The organism is Mycobacterium sp. RTGN6 (assembly GCF_033804605.1).
Taxonomy (GTDB): Bacteria; Actinomycetota; Actinomycetes; order Mycobacteriales; family Mycobacteriaceae; genus Mycobacterium.
The window spans coordinates 94,198-111,645 of the sequence record NZ_JAPZKZ010000014.1; the positions used below are offsets into that span (position 1 = coordinate 94,198).

17 protein-coding genes are annotated in these 17,448 nt (G+C 67.1%); 11 read left to right on the top strand and 6 right to left on the bottom strand.

The genetic code is table 11. The features are described from left to right. Positions 1-23: 23 nt before the first annotated feature. Genes SLQ33_RS29235 through prfB form a run of 3 tightly spaced genes read right to left on the bottom strand, consistent with a single transcriptional unit; the run spans position 24 to position 2,621 of the window. A complete protein-coding gene (locus tag SLQ33_RS29235; protein WP_319457414.1) occupies positions 24-557 on the bottom strand; it encodes a hypothetical protein in 534 nt (177 codons plus the stop codon). Continuing rightward, complete coding sequence (locus SLQ33_RS29240) at positions 554-1,525, bottom strand: mechanosensitive ion channel family protein (RefSeq protein ID WP_319457415.1); 972 nt, start codon at positions 1,523-1,525, stop codon at positions 554-556. The genes SLQ33_RS29235 and SLQ33_RS29240 overlap by 4 nt, the downstream gene beginning before the upstream one ends. Further along, a complete protein-coding gene (prfB, locus tag SLQ33_RS29245; RefSeq protein ID WP_319457416.1) occupies positions 1,515-2,621 on the bottom strand; it encodes a peptide chain release factor 2 in 1,107 nt (368 codons plus the stop codon). The genes SLQ33_RS29240 and prfB overlap by 11 nt, the downstream gene beginning before the upstream one ends. 152 nt (positions 2,622-2,773) lie before the next feature. Here prfB and SLQ33_RS29250 point away from each other — a divergent pair, with 152 nt between their 5' ends. Together SLQ33_RS29250 and SLQ33_RS29255 are read left to right on the top strand one after the other, a co-directional pair. Beyond that, positions 2,774-4,150 (top strand): FAD-dependent oxidoreductase, encoded by a 1,377-nt coding sequence (locus SLQ33_RS29250; protein ID WP_319457417.1) that lies wholly within the window; start codon positions 2,774-2,776, stop codon positions 4,148-4,150. 4 nt (positions 4,151-4,154) lie between these two features. Continuing rightward, positions 4,155-4,928, top strand: a complete 774-nt coding sequence (locus SLQ33_RS29255) for an SDR family NAD(P)-dependent oxidoreductase (protein ID WP_319457418.1) — start codon at positions 4,155-4,157, stop codon at positions 4,926-4,928. Between the two features lie 173 nt (positions 4,929-5,101). On the opposite strand, the gene SLQ33_RS29260 is transcribed toward SLQ33_RS29255, so the two are convergent. Continuing rightward, on the bottom strand, positions 5,102-6,532 hold the full coding sequence (locus tag SLQ33_RS29260) for an HNH endonuclease signature motif containing protein (protein ID WP_319457419.1): 1,431 nt from the start codon (positions 6,530-6,532) through the stop codon (positions 5,102-5,104). 167 nt (positions 6,533-6,699) lie between these two features. Next, positions 6,700-7,068 (bottom strand): hypothetical protein, encoded by a 369-nt coding sequence (locus tag SLQ33_RS29265; RefSeq protein WP_319457420.1) that lies wholly within the window; start codon positions 7,066-7,068, stop codon positions 6,700-6,702. Positions 7,069-7,091: 23 nt separating this feature from the next. Here SLQ33_RS29265 and hisN point away from each other — a divergent pair, with 23 nt between their 5' ends. From hisN to SLQ33_RS29285, 4 genes are read left to right on the top strand one after another with little or no spacing between them, the layout of a single operon-like run. Next, a complete protein-coding gene (hisN, locus tag SLQ33_RS29270) occupies positions 7,092-7,874 on the top strand; it encodes a histidinol-phosphatase (RefSeq protein ID WP_319457421.1) in 783 nt (260 codons plus the stop codon). Between the two features lie 41 nt (positions 7,875-7,915). Beyond that, positions 7,916-9,313, top strand: a complete 1,398-nt coding sequence (locus tag SLQ33_RS29275) for an acyl-CoA dehydrogenase family protein (protein WP_319457422.1) — start codon at positions 7,916-7,918, stop codon at positions 9,311-9,313. Positions 9,314-9,345: 32 nt separating this feature from the next. Then, on the top strand, positions 9,346-10,560 hold the full coding sequence (locus SLQ33_RS29280) for an acyl-CoA dehydrogenase family protein (protein ID WP_319457423.1): 1,215 nt from the start codon (positions 9,346-9,348) through the stop codon (positions 10,558-10,560). Positions 10,561-10,597: 37 nt separating this feature from the next. Then, positions 10,598-11,596, top strand: coding sequence for an oxidoreductase (locus SLQ33_RS29285; RefSeq protein ID WP_319457424.1), 999 nt, complete (start codon positions 10,598-10,600; stop codon positions 11,594-11,596). 19 nt (positions 11,597-11,615) lie between these two features. Here the strand turns inward: SLQ33_RS29285 and SLQ33_RS29290 are convergent, their stop codons facing one another. Further along, a complete protein-coding gene (locus SLQ33_RS29290; protein ID WP_319457425.1) occupies positions 11,616-12,599 on the bottom strand; it encodes an alpha/beta hydrolase family protein in 984 nt (327 codons plus the stop codon). 262 nt (positions 12,600-12,861) lie between these two features. On the opposite strand from SLQ33_RS29290, the gene SLQ33_RS29295 reads away from it, so the two are divergent. From SLQ33_RS29295 to SLQ33_RS29315, 5 genes are all read left to right on the top strand, one after another. Further along, entirely contained in the window at positions 12,862-13,440 is a 579-nt protein-coding gene (locus SLQ33_RS29295; protein ID WP_319457426.1) for a TetR/AcrR family transcriptional regulator, read from the top strand. Between the two features lie 34 nt (positions 13,441-13,474). Further along, positions 13,475-14,638, top strand: a complete 1,164-nt coding sequence (locus SLQ33_RS29300) for an acyl-CoA dehydrogenase family protein (protein ID WP_319457427.1) — start codon at positions 13,475-13,477, stop codon at positions 14,636-14,638. Positions 14,639-14,648: 10 nt separating this feature from the next. Beyond that, positions 14,649-15,035: a nitroreductase/quinone reductase family protein gene (locus SLQ33_RS29305; protein ID WP_319457428.1), complete on the top strand. Its 387-nt coding sequence runs from the start codon at positions 14,649-14,651 to the stop codon at positions 15,033-15,035. Between the two features lie 110 nt (positions 15,036-15,145). Beyond that, a complete protein-coding gene (locus SLQ33_RS29310) occupies positions 15,146-16,237 on the top strand; it encodes a homogentisate 1,2-dioxygenase (protein WP_319457429.1) in 1,092 nt (363 codons plus the stop codon). Further along, entirely contained in the window at positions 16,237-17,427 is a 1,191-nt protein-coding gene (locus SLQ33_RS29315) for an alpha/beta fold hydrolase (RefSeq protein ID WP_319457430.1), read from the top strand. The genes SLQ33_RS29310 and SLQ33_RS29315 overlap by 1 nt, the downstream gene beginning before the upstream one ends. Positions 17,428-17,448 lie beyond the last annotated feature (21 nt).

Sequence of the window (17,448 nt, forward strand, 5' to 3'; positions counted from 1 at the left end):
TCGCCGCATGCAACCGCCGATCGCTATGGCGCCGGAGTGGTCGGCGACGTGGAGCCGGGGCTCGCGGACGTCGTCGGCACGGTGGTCGGCGTCCCCGACCTGTTGGGCACCGGCAAGGGCGTCGTCGCCCCCGGCGTGGACGTGACCGTCGTCGGCGGAAGCGGCCCAAGACCGTCCGGATCGACCACCGTCGTCGCCGTGGCTTCGGACGGGGTCGTCGGAGTGGTCGACGGGGTTTCGCCCGGTGAGGTCTCGGTCGGGCTGGGCTCCGTCGTCGTGGTGGTCGTCGTCGGCGTCGTGGTCGTACTGGGACGCTGAACGTAGGTTCGGGGCACCCACGTGTACTCGGGGTCGGGCATGAATCCCGGCGGCACCACCTGGGCCGTCTCGGGCGCGGCGGGCGTAGGCGCGGGCGGCTGATAGGTGTTGTGCAGCCACGTGATCGCGAAGAACGCGGCGATCAGTGCGGCCGTCGAGGTCCGGATCCGCCCGTTGATGATGTACGCCGGCCAGCCGCGGTCGGTACGCGTGCGGGTGAGCCAGTTCCAGAAACTCATGGACGGTCCTCGCCGTCCTGCTGATCCTTTGGCGAACTGACGTTGGCCGAACTCGGGAGCGTGTTCACCACTGGTCTGTTGTCGGCAGAGGTGACGATCCCGGCCCGGATCAGGGCGCCGACCACCAGCAGTCGAAGTCGGCGGCCTACCTCGAACTGCTTGCCTGGCAGTGTCCGCGCGACCATGCGCAGGTTCACCGTGTCGACTTCGATGCTCTCGACACCCATCACCTGAGGCGCGTCCAGGAGCAGCTTTCGCAGGCTTTCGTCCTTCATCGCCTTCTCGCTGACCCCGTGCAGCAGTTCGTCGACCTTGGTGAGGTCGGCGCTGGTCGGAACCGGGATGTCGATCACCGCGCGGGCCCAGTCCTTGGACAGATTCATCGTCTTGACGATCTGACCGTTGGGGATGGTGAACACTTCACCTTCGGTGGACCGCAGCTTGGTGACCCGCAGGGTGACGTCTTCTACCGTGCCCTCGGCCGGTTCGGCGATTCCGGCGACGGTCAACTTCACGAGGTCACCGAAGCCGTACTGCTTCTCGGTGATGACGAAGAATCCCGCCAGCAAGTCCTGCACGATGCGCTGCGCGCCGAAGCCCAGCGCCGCGCCCAGCACGGCGGCGGGGGCAACGAGCGACCCGACGGGGATGGCGATCACGTCGGTGATCTCGACGAGCACCACCACCAAGAGGATGGCGATCGAGACCCACGAGATGACCGATGCAACCGCCTGCCGGTGCTTGGCGCTCTCGGTGCGCACCAGCTGATCGGTTTCCTGGAAGTCCGCGTCGATGCGACGGGTGATCTTCTGGGCCGTCCAGCTGATGAATCGCGCAGCCAAAATCGCAAAGATGACCAGCAGCGCGATCTTCAGTCCGCGGGTGATGATCCACTCGCCGATATCGCCCCGCCAGAAGTCGTGCCAGCGTTGCGACCATGCGATTGCTACGTAGGTTTTAGTCGTCATCTTTCCTATTGCGCCAACGGATTCCCGCTTCCAGGAATCCGTCGATGTCTCCGTCGAGTACGGCCGCTGGATTGCCGACCTCGTATTCGTTACGCAGGTCCTTGACCATCTGGTACGGGTGCAACACGTACGAGCGCATCTGGTTGCCCCACGAACTGCCGCCGTCACCCTTGAGCGCGTCCATCTCGGCGCGTTCCTCTAAGCGTTTGCGTTCCAATAACTTTGCCTGCAGAACCCGCATCGCCGCCACCTTGTTCTGCAGCTGCGACTTCTCGTTCTGGCAAGTCACGACGATACCGGTGGGGATGTGGGTGAGTCGAACCGCAGAGTCGGTGGTGTTGACCGACTGGCCACCGGGACCGCTGGACCGGTAGACGTCGACGCGCAGGTCGCCTTCCGGGATCTCGATGTGATCGGTGGTCTCGACCACCGGGAGCACCTCGACGTCGGCGAAGGAGGTCTGGCGCCTGCTCTGGTTGTCGAACGGGCTGATTCGCACCAGTCGGTGGGTGCCCTGCTCGACCGACAGCGTCCCGTAGGCGTACGGCGCGTGCACCGCGAAGGTCGCGCTCTTGATGCCCGCCTCCTCGGCGTAGGACGTGTCGAACACCTCGACGCCGTAGTCGTGCTTCTCGGCCCAGCGGATGTACATCCGCATGAGCATCTCGGCCCAGTCCGCCGCGTCGACCCCACCGGCGCCCGATCGGATCGTGACGACGGCCTCGCGTTGGTCGTACTCCCCCGACAGCAGCGTGCGGACCTCCAACGCCTCGATGTCGTCGTGCAGCTTCGCCCGCTCGGCATCGGCCTCGGCGACGTCGGCGGCGCCACCATCCTCGCGGGCGAGCTCGTAGAGCACCGGGAGGTCGTCGAGCCGCTGACGCAGCTCCTCGACGCGCCGAAGCTCGCTCTGCGCATGCGAGAGGTCGCTGGTGACCTTCTGGGCATGCGTCTGGTCGTCCCACAGGTTGGGGTCGCCGGCCTGTTCCTGCAATGCGTCGATGCGGGCGCGCAGCGCGTCGACGTCCAGCACCCGCTCCACCGTCGTCAAGGTGGTGTCGAGGGCGGCGATGTCGGCTTGCAGGTCGGGATCCACGGGAGTTCAGGGTACCGACCGCATCGCCCGTGCCTTTCCACGTTGGCCGCGGGATCCGATTTAGCGGTTTAGAGTCGGCTGGGTAATCAGCCGAGCTACGTCCGCGACAGCCCCTTGCGCGTAGCCGGACAGCGACAGAAGGCTCCTTATCAATGCGCCCATATCACGTGGCGATCGTCGGCTCTGGCCCTTCGGGATACTTTGCGGCCGCCTCGCTATTGAAGTTCGCCGACGCGGCCGACGACTCCGGTCAGGGTCGTGACGTGCGCGTCGACATGCTCGAGATGCTGCCGACCCCCTGGGGCCTGGTGCGCTCCGGCGTGGCACCCGACCATCCGAAGATCAAGACGATCAGCGCCCAGTTCGAGAAGATCGCGCTCGATCCGCGCTTCCGCTTCTTCGGCAACGTCAGGATCGGCGAGCACGTCCAGGCGCCCGAACTCGCCGAGCGCTACGACGCCGTCGTCTACGCCATCGGGGCGCAGTCGGACCGGCCGCTCGGCATACCCGGCGAGGAGCTTCCTGGCAGCGTTGCTGCCGTCGACTTCGTCGGCTGGTACAACGCGCACCCCCACTTTTCGGACATGGCGCCCGACGTTTCGAGCAGTCGGGCCGTTGTCGTGGGCAACGGCAACGTCGCGTTGGACGTGGCACGCATCCTGGTCAGCGACCCCGACATGCTGGCGAAGTCCGACATCGCCGACCACGCGCTGGAGTCGCTGCATGCGCGCGGCGTCGAGGAGGTCGTCGTCATCGGCCGCCGCGGGCCGCTTCAGGCCACGTTCACCACGCTGGAACTTCGCGAGCTCGCCGACATGGAGGCGATGGCCGACGTCGACGTCATCGTCGACGTCGCCGACTTCGACAAGATCACCGATGACGAGCTCGAGGCCGCGGGCAAGACCGTCAAGCTGAACGTCAAGGTGATGCGGGGTTACGCCGAGACGACACCACGGGGAGCAAAGCGCCGCATCGTGTTTCGGTTCCAGACCTCCCCGATCGAGCTCAAGGGCGACGGGCGGGTCGAGTCGATCGTGCTGGGCCACAACGAGTTGGTGGACGAAGGTGGGCGGCTGGTCGCCAAGGACACCGGGGTCCGTGAGGAACTCCCCGCGCAACTGGTGGTGCGGGCCGTCGGCTACCGCGGCGTGCCCACGCCCGGCCTGCCGTTCGACGACCGGTCGGGCACCATTCCGCACACCGACGGGCGGGTCGAGGGCAGCGCGAACGAGTACGTCGTCGGCTGGATCAAGCGTGGCCCGTCCGGCGTGATCGGCAGCAACAAGAAGGACTCGGCCGACACGGTGGCCACCCTGCTCGCCGACCTCGACGGGCGCACGTTGCCCGACTTCGGCGACGATCACGACCAGTCGCTCGTCGAATGGTTGCTGTCGCGGCAGCCCAAGTTGGTGACCGACGACCACTGGAAGTTGATCGACGAACACGAGCGGTCCTTGGGTGAACCGCACGGCAGGCCGCGGGTGAAGCTGACGAGCGTCGCGGAGCTACTTCGGATCAGCCACGGCTGATCACATGACGCGCTTTTCCGGCCGGGTCGCGCTCGTCACCGGCGCGAGTTCGGGGATCGGCCGCGCGACCGCCGTCCAGCTGGCCCGCGATGGGGCGGCAGTGGCGCTCGTCGCGCTGCCCGGTGACGCCCTCGAGGACTCCGCTCGGCAGTGTCGCGACGAGGGGGCACGCGCGCTGGCCATCGAGGCCGACGTCTCCGATCCTGCACAGGTGACCGCTGCGTTCGACCGGGCGAGCGAGCTCGGATTCGTGTCGGCGGTGTTCAGCAATGCGGGCATCTCGGTGGTCGCACCCACAGTGACGACGAGCGATGACGACTGGCTGCGGCAGCTTCACGTCAACCTCTCGGGTTGTTTCTACGTGGTCCGCGAGGCGGCCCGACGGATGATTCCCGCTGGGCACGGTTCGATAGTCACGACCGGATCCGAACTCGGTGTGCTCGGACAGGCCGGCTTCGTCGGCTACACCGCAACCAAGGGTGGCGTGCTCGCCATGACGCGCGCCCTGGCCGCCGAACTCGCCACGCACGGAATCCGGGTCAACAGCGTCTCCCCAGGCACCACCGACACCCCGATGGTGATGGCCGAGTTCGCCACTGCGCCGGACCCTGCGGCGGAACGCGCCGAGAACGAGGCGTCGATCCCCTTGGGCCGCCTCGCCCGACCCGAGGAGATCGCCAACGCCGTCGCGTTCCTGCTGTCCGATGAGGCCAGCTACGTCACCGGTTCCAACCTGGTGGTCGACGGCGGGCGCACGAGCTGTTTCAGCCTGGGCTGATCAGCCACGACTCATGCGGGTAAAGACGCTGGCGTAACGACGCAGGACGTCACATCGCCGGGTTCACCACCCCACCGGCGCCCGTCACCGATCCGAGGTCTCACCACTCCTCGGCCGACGCCGTCGCGCGCATATGCCTGTGGCCACCTCTCCGGCCTCGACGCCGAACTGGCCTAGTCCCATGGCCATTCTGGTGGTGCGGGGCCGCCGGGTTGGCCGGTGTCGTTGGTGCGTTGGGGTTTCGGGTCGTCGGGTGGCCTTAGTAGTAGTTCTGGTCGGTGGTAGTAGTTGACTCGGGCTTGGCCGGTGTCGAGGTGTGGTGGGGGCGTCCATTCGACCTCGCCGCGGGAGTTGATGGTGGTGGTCCAGCCGCCGGGGCCGACCATGCGGTTGTCTGGCCCGCAGGCGAGGGCGAGTTCGTCGACGTTGGTGTTGCCGCCGTCGATCCAGTCGCGCAGCGCGTGGTGGACCTGGCTGCCGTAGGCGCCGACGGGGCAGCACGGTTTGGTGCAACCCCCGTCACGGGCGATGAGCATGATCCGCTGCGCGGGGGAGGCGACGCGTTTGGCCCGGAACAGATCCAGCGCCGACCCGGTGGCGCCGTCGAAGACGGCCAGGAAGTGGTTGCCGTGCCCGCCCAACCGGATCACCTCGCCGATGGGCACGACGGTGCCCCCGCCGGTGACACCGACCCCGGCGCGCGATTCCAGGTCCTGCAGGGTGGTGCGGATGATGATCGACACCGGCAGCCCGTTGTGTTGGCCGAGTTCGCCGCTCATCAGGGCGATGCGACCGACCGCGACGAACGCGTCGTGTTGGCGCTGCGCCAGGGTGCGGTGGTCGTTGTCGATTTGGGCCTGCGACGGAGTCCCGCTGACACAGGGTTCGGGGTCGGCGGGGTTGCACATGCCGGGGGCCGCCAGTTTGGCGAAGGTGGCCTCGTAGGTCGCCCACGCTTCGGGGGTGAGGTTCCCCGTCACCGGGCGGGTGCCGTCGCGACCCGGGGGGCCGACCGTGAAGCCGCGTTTGCGGGCGCGTTCGGTGTCGTCGGGTTCGGGGCCGTCCTGATCGAGCAGGAACAGCACCCGATCGGCGGAGTCCTTGAGTTCCTTGGGGCCGACGCCGACGGCGAGCCGAACCAGGTCGAGTTCGATCTGCTCACGGGTGGGTGTGTCGACGAACGCCGGGATGCGGCCCATGGCGTCGCGGATCTTGTCGACGTGTTCGGCGTTGATCAACCCCGCGGCTTGGGCGGCGGCGGTGGCGGCCAGCACCGGCGCCAGCGGTGCTCCGATCAAGCTCTGGCGTGGGCCCAGTACTGCGGCTTCGGCGAGCCGTCGGCCGGCTTCGGCGGTGGAGATGCGCCACCGGATGCGCAGCACCTCGTTCCAGGACTTGGCGCCCATCGCCTGCGGGGTGGTCTCGGTCTGCAGTCGGGCCAGCCCGCGGTGCCACTGGGTCGGCAACTGACACGACAACGTCTCGAGCTCGTCGAGGAATTCGAGCAATTCGGCCTCGGTCAGGAGCGAGAGGTCGCAGCCGGCCAGCGCGTCGTGCGCGGCCCGTAAAGCGGCCACCGCTTCCCCGACTGCTGTCCCTGACATGACTCGAACATACGTGCGAACACCGACAAGAATTCGCCGAATGTGACGACTGGAACTGAAGTGACAGAAGAGTTTTCACCGAATCGCCGAAACTGCGGTGAGATCACGATCTTGCGAACAAACCCGATCTCGCCGCAGTCTCGTCGACGGACTAGTAGGGCGAGGGTCTAATAGGGCGCCGGCGGCTCGTACGGCTGCGACGAGGGCGGCAACGGCTGCTCTGGCGGCGCGAACCGCCAATTGTCGGGGTTCTTGGTCGAGTACACGACGGGCATCAGGTCGCCCATCGACGGCCACGCGCTCACGTCGACGGCCACCCGCGCGTAGACCGGGTGCTCGTTGACCGTTGGCCCGCTCATGACCCCGTTGATCGTCACGAACTGTTCGCCATCGGCATCGGGTTTCGGGCTCAGGCTGGTGATCAGCAGAGTGCCATGGGCTTGTTCGCCGCCCAGTCCGCGTCGCCCCATGATCCGCGGGCCGATCAGCAGGGCCAGTGAGCCGAGCAACACAAGGAGGATCACGATTTCCAACACACGCCCATGGTAGGACTGCAGCCATGAGCTCGGTCGCAGACGACATTTCGCTAGCCCTGCAATTGGCCGACCAGGCCGACGCGTTGACGATGGAGCGGTTCGGCGCGCTGGACCTGCGCATCGAGACCAAACCCGACCTGACGCCGGTCACCGACGCCGACCGGGGCGCCGAGGAGTCGTTGCGCGAGTCGTTGTCGAAGAGCAGGCCTGGCGACGCCGTACTGGGTGAAGAGTACGGCGGCACAGCGGTTTTCAGCGGACGCCAATGGGTGCTCGACCCGATCGACGGCACCAAGAACTTCGTTCGCGGCCTGCCGGTGTGGGCGACGCTCATCGCACTGCTCGTCGACGGCGTGCCCGAGGTAGGAGTGGTCAGCGCGCCTGCGTTGCGCCGACGGTGGTGGGCCGGAGCCGGCGAGGGGGCGTTCACCACGTTCGACGGCGTAACTCGACGCATCTCCGTATCGGGCGTCGACGACGTGGCGTCGGCCAGCCTGTCGTTCTCCGACCTCACCGGGTGGGGTGAGCGTCGGTCGCGATTCCTCGAGCTCGTCGACGACGTGTGGCGGGTGCGGGGCTACGGCGACTTCTGGTCGTACTGCCTGTTGGCCGAAGGGGCGGTCGACATCGCCGCCGAGCCCGAGGTGAAGCTGTGGGATCTGGCGCCCCTGGACATCCTGGTCCGCGAGGCCGGCGGCCGGTTCACCAACGTCGAGGGTGCGCCCGGTCCGCACGGGGGCAGCGCAGTGGCGACCAACGGCCTTTTGCACGACCGGGTCCTGTCGAGCCTTGAATACGTGACGTAGGCAACAGGACCGCCGATCTTACTCAGGAGTAAGATACGGCCATGACCAACACCCTGCCGTCCAACGACGAGACGAAGCGCCGCCCCAAGCGCTCCGGCGCGGAGAGCGCCATCGGCCTGCAGCGACACAAGCGCACCGCGACCGATGTCGGGCTGGCACTAATCACCCCGCTCCTCGGTCAGGAGTTCCTGGACCGCTACGGCCTACGCGACCCGCTCAACAAGGGGCTGCGCTACGGCGTCAAGACCGCCTTCTCGGCCGTCGGCGCCTCCTCGCGTCAGTTCAAGCGCGTGCAACGCCTCGGCAAGCCGGCCACCCGGCTCAAGCCGAGCGGGTCGGACTACTTCGACCTGACCCCCGACGAAGACCAGACGATGATCGTCGAGACCGTCAGCGAGTTCGCCGCGAAGGTCCTGAGGCCCGCCGCCCACGACTGCGACGCCGAAGCCGCGCACTCGCCCCACCTGATCGGAAAGGCCGCCGAACTCGGCATCACGGCCATCAACATCCCGGAGGACTTCGACGGCATCGCGGAGAGCCGCGGCACCGTCACCAACGCACTCGTCGCCGAGGCACTCGCCTACGGCGACATGGGACTGGCGCTGCCGATCCTGGCGCCCGGTGGTGTCGCATCCGCGCTCACCCACTGGGGCAGCGCAGGCCAGCAGGCCACCTACCTGCCTGCGTTCGCGGGTGAACAGGTCCCGCAGGCGTGCGTGGCGATCGCCGAACCGCATGCGTTGTTCGACCCGACCGTGCTGAAGACCACCGCGGTGCGCACCCCGAGCGGCTATCGGCTCACCGGCGTCAAGTCGTTGGTGCCCGCCGCCGCCGACGCCGAGGTGTTCGTCATCGCCGCCCAACTCAACGGCAGGCCAACGCTGTTCATCGTCGAGTCGTCCTCCGAGGGGCTGACCGTCAAGGCCGACCCGAGCATGGGCGTCCGTGCGGCCGCACTCGGCCGCGTCGAGCTCGACAACGTCGCCGTGCCGCTGGAGAACCGGCTCGGCGAGGACGAGGCCACCGACGCCGACTACTCAGAGGCGATCGCGCTGGCCCGATTGGGTTGGGCCGCACTGGCGGTCGGCACCTCACATGCGGTGCTCGACTACGTCATCCCCTACGTCAAGGAGCGCGAGGCGTTCGGCGAGCCCGTTGCCCGCCGCCAGGCCGTCGCGTTCATGTGCGCCAACATCGCCACCGAGCTCGACGGGCTCCGGTTGGTCACCTGGCGCGGAGCGTCGCGGGCCGAACAAGGGCTGCCGTTCGCGCGAGAAGCCGCGCTGGCCAAGCGAATCGCCACCGACAAGGGCATGCAGATCGGCCTCGACGGCGTCCAACTGCTCGGCGGCCACGGCTTCACCAAGGAACACCCCGTCGAACGCTGGTACCGCGATTTGCGGGCACTTGGCGTCGCCGAGGGCGTCGTGGTCCTGTAGGCGCTGGATCGACTAGGAACGGAAGACCTGACATGGCAATAAATCTGGAACTGCCCAAGAAGCTGCAGGCCGTCATCGAGAAGGGCCACCAAGGCGCGGCGGAGATGCTGCGGCCCATCTCGCGCAAGTACGATCTGGCCGAACACGCCTACCCCGTCGAACTCGACACCCTGGCCACCCTCTTCGAGGGCATCTCGGAGGCCAACCACATCTCGTTCGCGGGCGCCGAAGCGTTCCGCGACGGAGAAGACGACGGCAAGAAGGCAAACGTCAACGGCGGCAACATGTCCGCGGTGCTCAACGTGGTCGAGGTCAGCTGGGGCGACGTCGCGCTGATGCTGTCGGTGCCCTTCCAAGGGCTCGGCAACGCGGCGATCTCCGGCGTCGCCACCGATGAGCAGCTCGCGCGACTCGGCAAGGTGTGGGCCGCGATGGCCATCACCGAGCCGAGTTTCGGCTCCGACTCGGCCGCCGTGTCGACCACCGCGAAGCTCGACGGCGACGAGTATGTCATCAACGGCGAGAAGATCTTCGTGACGGCAGGCTCTCGCGCCACGCACATCGTGGTGTGGGCGACGCTGGACAAGTCGAAGGGCCGCGCGGCCATCAAGTCGTTCATCGTGCCGCGTGACCACCCCGGCGTCACCGTCGAGCGCCTCGAGCACAAGCTCGGCATCAAGGCGTCCGACACCGCCGTGATCCGGTTCGACAACGCCCGCATTCCCAAGGACAACCTGCTCGGCAACCCGGACGTCCAGGTGGACAAGGGGTTCGCCGGCGTCATGGAGACGTTCGACAACACCAGGCCGATCGTCGCCGCGATGGCCGTCGGCATCGCCCGCGCGGCCTTGGAGGAGCTGCGCGTGATCCTCACCGCTGCGGGCATCGAGATCTCCTACGACAAACCGGCGCATGCGCAGAGCGCACCCGCCGCGGAGTTCCTGCGCATGGAAGCCGACTGGGAAGCGGGTTATCTGCTGACGGTGCGTTCCGCATGGCAGGCCGACAACAAGATCCCGAACTCCAAGGAAGCCTCGATGGGCAAGGCCAAGTCCGCCAGGGTGGCCAGCGACATCACGCTCAAGGCCGTCGAGATGGCAGGAACGACGGGCTATTCCGAGCAGACCCTGCTGGAGAAGTGGGCGCGCGACTCCAAGATCCTCGACATCTTCGAGGGCACCCAGCAGATCCAGCAGCTGGTCATCGCCCGTCGCTTGTTGGGCCTGTCGTCGGCCGAGCTGAAGTAGCCGACCAATGGATCCCGACACGCTAACGTCGGGATCCATGAACAGCTTTCAGGCACTGGTCGCGCGTCAAGACGGCGACGGCATCACCGCGACGGTCGAAACCCTCGAGCACGCGGAGCTGCCGCCCGGCGAAGTGACGATCCAGGTCGAGTACTCCAGCGTGAACTTCAAGGACGCGCTCGCGGTGACGCCCAAGGGCGGCGTGGTGCGCGACTATCCGATCGTGCCTGGCATCGACCTCGCTGGCGAAGTGGTCGAGTCCGACTCCCCCGACTTCGCCGTCGGGGACAGGGTGCTCGCCCACGGCTATGACATAGGGACGGCCAAGCACGGCGGTTACGCCGAGTACGCGCGCCTGCCCGCCGACCAGATCGTGGCGCTTGGGGCGTTGGACGCCCGCGACGCCATGGTGATCGGCACCGCGGGCTTCACCGCCGCAATGAGCGTGCAGGCCTTGCGCAACCGCGGCATTCGTCCCGACGACGGCCCCATCGTCGTCACGGGGGCCACCGGTGGGGTCGGGTCGATCAGCATCGACCTGCTGGCCAAGGCCGGCTACCAGGTGGTGGCGTCTACCGGAAAGCCGCACGCTGCAGAAGAACTCAAGGCGCTCGGCGCCGCCGACGTGATCGGTCGGCTGCCCGAGGATCCGGATGCCAAGCCCCGGCCGCTTGGCAAGTCGCGCTGGGCGGGCGCCATCGACTGCGTGGGCGGGCAGGCGCTGGCCGACGTGCTCAGCACCCTGAACTACGGGGGCGCCGTCGCCGCCAGCGGGCTGACGGGCGGGACCGCGCTGCCCACCACCGTGATGCCGTTCATCCTGCGCGGGGTGGCGCTGCTGGGCATCGACTCGGTACTGCTGCCCATCGCATCGCGACGCGAGCTCTGGAAGCTGCTCGCCGATTCGCTTCGGCCGCAGCACCTTTCCCGAGTGGCGCACGACGTCGACGTCAAGGACGTGATGTCCGTGATCGACGAGGTGCGCGCCGGCCGCTACTCAGGCCGGGCTGTGGTGCGGGTAGCGGGCGGGTTCTGACCCGCTACCCGATCACGCGTCAGCCGATCAGCACGCGCTGCAGGTCGGGCTTCATCTGCTGCAGCTGCTGTCCCCAGTACGCCCAGGTGTGAGTGCCGCTGTCCGGGAAGTTGAACACGGCATTGTTGCCACCGGCTGCGATGTACTCGTCCTGGAAGGTCCGGTTGGTGCGGATGGTCAGGCCCTCGAGGAACTTGGCGGGCAGGTCGCCACCACCGAGCTCGTTGGGCTGGCCGTTGCCGCAGTAGACCCAGAGCCGGGTGTTGTTGGCCACCAGCGCCGGAATCTGCACCATTGGGTCGTTGCGCTTCCAGGCGCTGTTCGGGTCTTCCGTGGGACCCCACATGTCATTGGCCTTGAAACCACCGGCGTCACCCATCGACATGTTGATCAGGAAGGGCCACGAACCCTCGGACGGGTTCAAGAAGCCCGACAGCGAGGCGGCGTAGATGAACTGCTCGGGGTGATAGACCGACAGAATCATCGATGCCGAACCGGCCATCGACAGCCCGACCGCAGCGCTGCCCGTGGACTTCACGCCCTTCTCGGAGGCCAGGTAACCCGGCAGCTCGGAGGTCAGGAACGTCTCCCACTTGTAGGTCAGGGGCGGGCCCGCCTTGTTGCGCGCAGGCGAGTACCAGTCGGCGTAGAAGCTCGACTGTCCGCCGACCGGCATGACGATCGACAGCCCGGAGTCGAGGTACCACTCGAAGGCCGGGGTCTCGATGTCCCAGCCGTTGAAGTCGTCGCGGGCGCGTAGGCCGTCGAGCAGGTATACGGCGGGCGAGTTGGCGCCACCGCTCTGGAACTGCACCTTGATGTCGACGCCCATCGACGGTGACGGCACCATCAGATACTCGACCGGCAGACCAGGGCGTGAGAACGCCCCCGCGGTTGCGCTACCGCCAACCAGGCCGATCATGCCTGGGAGCAGGAGCGCCGCCATGGTTGCGCCGAGGAGCCGGCGAGCCCAGCGGCCACGAATTCTGTCAACGAACATCAATGAATTCCATTCAGTTCCGGTTACGCGGGACCCGTCCAGATCCCGCGATGGACAATCGCCTGTGCGGTTCGGTGGCAGTGCACCAACCGACCGCGCCCGCCCAATCCTGGGCGGACCAGAGAGTTCAGTTGTAAAAGGCAGTAAAACACGGGCCCGCTGTCACGAGAAAGTCCGTGACCACCCCGTGACGAGTTTGCTAGCCGTTCAGTGAAGTGACGGCGTCGTCAGTTGTGGCGCCGATCGCCCCATTAGGCTGCGGCTCATGGCGGGTACTCGCGGTACGGCTGGCAAACGATCCGCCAGCCGGTTGAGCGTCGACGATTGGATTCGAGCGGGCTACGCGATCCTGGCCGGAGAGGGCATCAAGGCGCTCAAGATCGATCGGCTCTGCGAGCGACTCGGCGTGACCAAGGGCAGCTTCTACTGGCACTTCGACGGGATGCCCCAGTACCGGGCCGCGCTCATCGCGACATGGGGCGAACTGCGCGACGAGGACCGCCGCAGCTTCGATGACATGGGTGACCTCGAGCCACGCGAACGTCTCGCGCGGATGATGTCAGCGCTGGTCAGCCCTCGGCATTGGACGTTGGAGCGCGCGATGCGGGAATGGGCACGCCTGGACGAGACCGTCGCGGCGAGCGTTCGCGCGTCGGATCGCCGGGTCTTGGCGGCGGTGCGCCAGGCGTTCCTGGACTACGGGTTCGACGCCGACGACGCCGACTTGCGCGCAAACGTCGTCTTCGCGGCTGGAATCGGATTCCTGCATCTGTCCGGCCCCACCCCGGGGGCGCAAGAGGCGGCTCGTGGCGAACGGTTTCTCGATTTGGTTCTCGCCCGATAATTAACATACCAAAAGGTATGGTAGCGTCCTAGCCATGCCACCAGTCGCCGCGATTCAGGGCATTTCTGACCAATTCGTCACGGGTCTGGCCGAACGCGCCCGCGAGGCAGAGGACGTGCGCCGACTGCCGGACGCGACCGTGGCAGAACTCGCCGCGTCCGGGTTCACCGAGTTGCTGGTGCCCGCACGCTTCGGCGGCGCGCAGGCGGACTTCCCCGCCATCCTCGACCCCGTCCGCCGCATGGCCCACGGCTGCACGTCCAGCGCGTGGACCATCGGGTTCTACGCCCTGCACAACTGGATGGTCTCGCTGTTCGGTGAGCAGGCCCAGGAAGAGGCGTTCGCCACCCGGCCATTCCTGGCTCCCGCCCCGCTCGCACCGACGGGCCGCGGCGTGCCCACCGAGGGCGGCATCCGGCTGACCGGACGGTGGTCGTGGGCCACCGGGGTGATGGACGGCAACTGGCTGATCGTCGGCGCGCTCTGCGGCCCCGACGACGGCATCTACCCCGCACTGGCCCTCCTGCCGGCTGACGACTTCACCGTCGTCGACGTGTGGCACACCGACGGCATGCGGGCGACCGGCTCCAACGACGTCGTGGTCACCGACGCATTCGTCCCCGAGCACCGCCTCGTCCGCGTCACCGACATCTACGGCGGAACGGCGCCCGGCGCCGCGTTGCACGATTCGGCGACCTACCGCTGGCCGATGGTGCCTGCGCTCGCGCTGCTGGCCGCCATGCCCGCGCTGGGCAGCGCCGAGCGCGTTACGGAGCTCTACGCCGAACGGCTGGCCGGCCGCTTGCTCGCCTACGAGGGCGTGATGCAGAAGGACAAACCCATCGCACAAGCCCGGCTCGCCGAGGCGCGCGTACGGCTGCGCGCGCTACACGGACTGCTGGCGGACACCGTCGGCGAGGTGGCACACATCGTCGCGACGGGCGACGTGGTGCCCCGTCCAGTGCGCGGCGAGGCCAGACTTGCCGCCGCACACATCGTCGCCGAGTCCCGCGCCGTGATCGGCTCGCTCTTCGAGGCCTCCGGCGCCAGCGTGCACTTCCTCGACAACCCCATGCAGCGCTTCAAGCGCGACGTCGACGTGCTGGCCGGTCACGTCGTGTTCGACTACGACACGAGCCGCGAACTCGCCGGTGCGCTAGCGCTGGGAATGAAGATTCCGCGGACGGCGATGGTGTGAGATGAGTGCTATGCCAAATTCACCCTCTGGGTTCACCAAGTTCTTCCAGAAGCGCATCGGCAACCCAGTGATGGGGCGGCTGCCATTCCAGACGCTCCTGGAGACGACGGGACGCAAGTCCGGTGAGCCGCGCCGTACTCCGTTGGGCGGCAAGCGCATCGGCGACGAGTTCTGGTTCGTCTCCGAGTTCGGCGAACAGTCTCAGTACGTCCGCAACATTCAGGCCGATCCGCGCGTGCGCGTTCGTCTGCACGGTCGGTGGCGCGCCGGGACGGCCCACCTGGTGCCTGACGACGACCCGCATGCCCGGCTCCGGGAGCTGCCGCAGCTCAACAGCTTCGGTGTGCGCACGTTCGGCACGAACCTGCTGACCATCCGCGTCGATCTCGACCACTGACGGCATCGTTGAGGTAGCCCGGATCGGCTCTTGACACCCGTCAAGAAATAAAAGTAACGTCAGTTTCAGTTCCACTCGACCGTTCCGCCCCGACGTGATTGGTGCCGCCCATGGAATCCTTCGTTCACCTGCGCAAGGGCAAGACACCGCGGCGGCTTCACGCCGACCTCGACGGGCTCAAGGACGACGAGCTCGGCCGTGGCGGGTTCACCGGCCGCACCGCCAACATGTACCGGCGCAACGACCCGACCGCGTACCGATCCGAGGGCCCGCTTCGCTCCCTCGACGTGCTGTCGTCCGAGCTCAAGCCGAGCGACGCCACCGATTCCAACGGCGACCCGCTGCTGATGTTCTCCAACGCCGACTGCCAGGTGCTGCTGTCGCGGCGCAGCGAGCCGATGCCGTTCTTCGTCCGCTATGTCGACGGGGACCTGCTGTCCTTCGTGCATCAGGGCTCCGGACGGCTGGAGACGGAGTTCGGGCCGTTGGACTACCGGCAGGGCGACTGGGTGTACATCCCCAAGGCGTGCACGTGGCGTCAGGTGCCCGATGAAGAGTCGACATGGTTGATGATCCAGGCCACCGACGAGTTCCGGGTGCCGCCTCCCGGTGCGCTCGGCAGGCACTTCCCGTTCGACCCGTCGCAGGCCGTCATTCCCGAACCGGCTCCCATCGACGACGACGGTCGGGCCGAGTACGAAGTGCGGCTGATCCATGAGGGTGGCCCGACAACCCTCTACTACCAACACAATCCGCTCGATGTCGAGGGCTGGCGCGGCGACAACTTCGCCTTCACGTTCAACATCGCCGACTACAACGTGGTGACCTCCGACAGCGTGCACCTACCGCCGACCGTGCACCTGTTCATGCAAGCCACCGGCGTCTACGTGATGAACTTCCTGCCCAAACCCGCCGAGGGCGTCGCAGGCACGGAGCGCACGCCCTGGTATCACCGCAACGTCGACTACGACGAGATCGCGTTCTTCCACGGCGGGACGCTGTATGGCATCCCGATGCCGGCCGGCCTCGTTTCCCATGCGCCACAAGGGGTTCACCACGGCGCGCCGGAGAAGGCGCGCGAACGGGCACGCCGCAAGTTCGACGACTACGACAAGGTCGACTGGTCGGTGATCGCGATCGACACCCGCCGCCGGCTCGTACCCTCGCCCGAAGTACTGGCCAACGATCTGGGGCAACACTGATGACGACTACCGACGCGCCCGTCAAGTACGACTACGAGAGAATCCCGTATCTCGTTGCCTACCAGAACACCTCGGGCGTCCGCGACGTCTACGGCGGGGTGGCCGAACTCGTCGTGCTGGAGAGCTACCTGCTCAAGCCGAAGGACAAGCCATCAGACACGGTGCTGATCTTCATGCACCCCATCGGCGGAGGTGCATACCTCCCGATGATCAACGGGTTGGCCCGCGGTGGGCATCACGTCATCTACTGCAACAGCCGCTTTCGCGGTACCGACTCGGCACTGCTCATGGAGAAGGTGGTCGAGGATCTCGGTGAGTGCGTCAAGGACGCCAAGAACCGGCTCGGCTATTCCAAGGTGGTGCTGGCCGGGTGGAGCGGCGGCGGCTCGCTGTCGGTGTTCTACCAGCAGCAGGCACAACACCCGACGATCACCGCCAGTCCGTCGGGTGACGGACCCGACCTCACCAAGCTCGGCCTGATCCCCGCCGACGCGATCATGCTGCTGGCCGCACACGTCAGCCGCCACGGCACCATGACCGAGTGGATGGACGCCTCGATCCTCGACGAGTCCGACCCGACGAAGCGCGATCGGGAACTGGACCTCTACGACCCGGACAACCCGAACCAGCCGCCCTACACGGCGGAGTTCCTGGAGCGCTACCGCGCCGCACAGCTCGCGCGGAACCGGCGAATTACCAAGTGGGTCAGGGATAAATTGGCCGAGCTCAAGGCCGCCGGACGTCCGGAGGACGAATTCGCGTTCGTCGTCCACGGCACCATGGCCGACCCGCGCTGGTTGGACCCGACGGTCGATCCGAACGATCGCACCCCGGGATCCTGCTATCTAGGTGATCCTCAAGTGGTGAACAACAGCCCCGTCGGATTGGCGCGGTTCTGCACGCTGCGCAGCTGGCTCTCGCAGTGGAGCTACGACGATGCCAACGGCGACGCGGTCGACGCCGGCCCCGACATCGCGGTGCCGGCGCTGGTGATCGGCAACCTGGCCGACGACGCGTGCACGCCGAGTCACACGCGGCGACTGTTCGAAGCGATCGGGCATCCAGACAAGGAAATGCACGAAATCCCCGGCGCCAACCACTACTACGCCGGCCCGGACCAGCGCGACACGTTGCGCCAGGCCGTCGGGATCGTCACCGATTGGCTGCACCGGCATGGGTTCTCGCTGTGACTTCCGGTGGGCAGGAGCGCA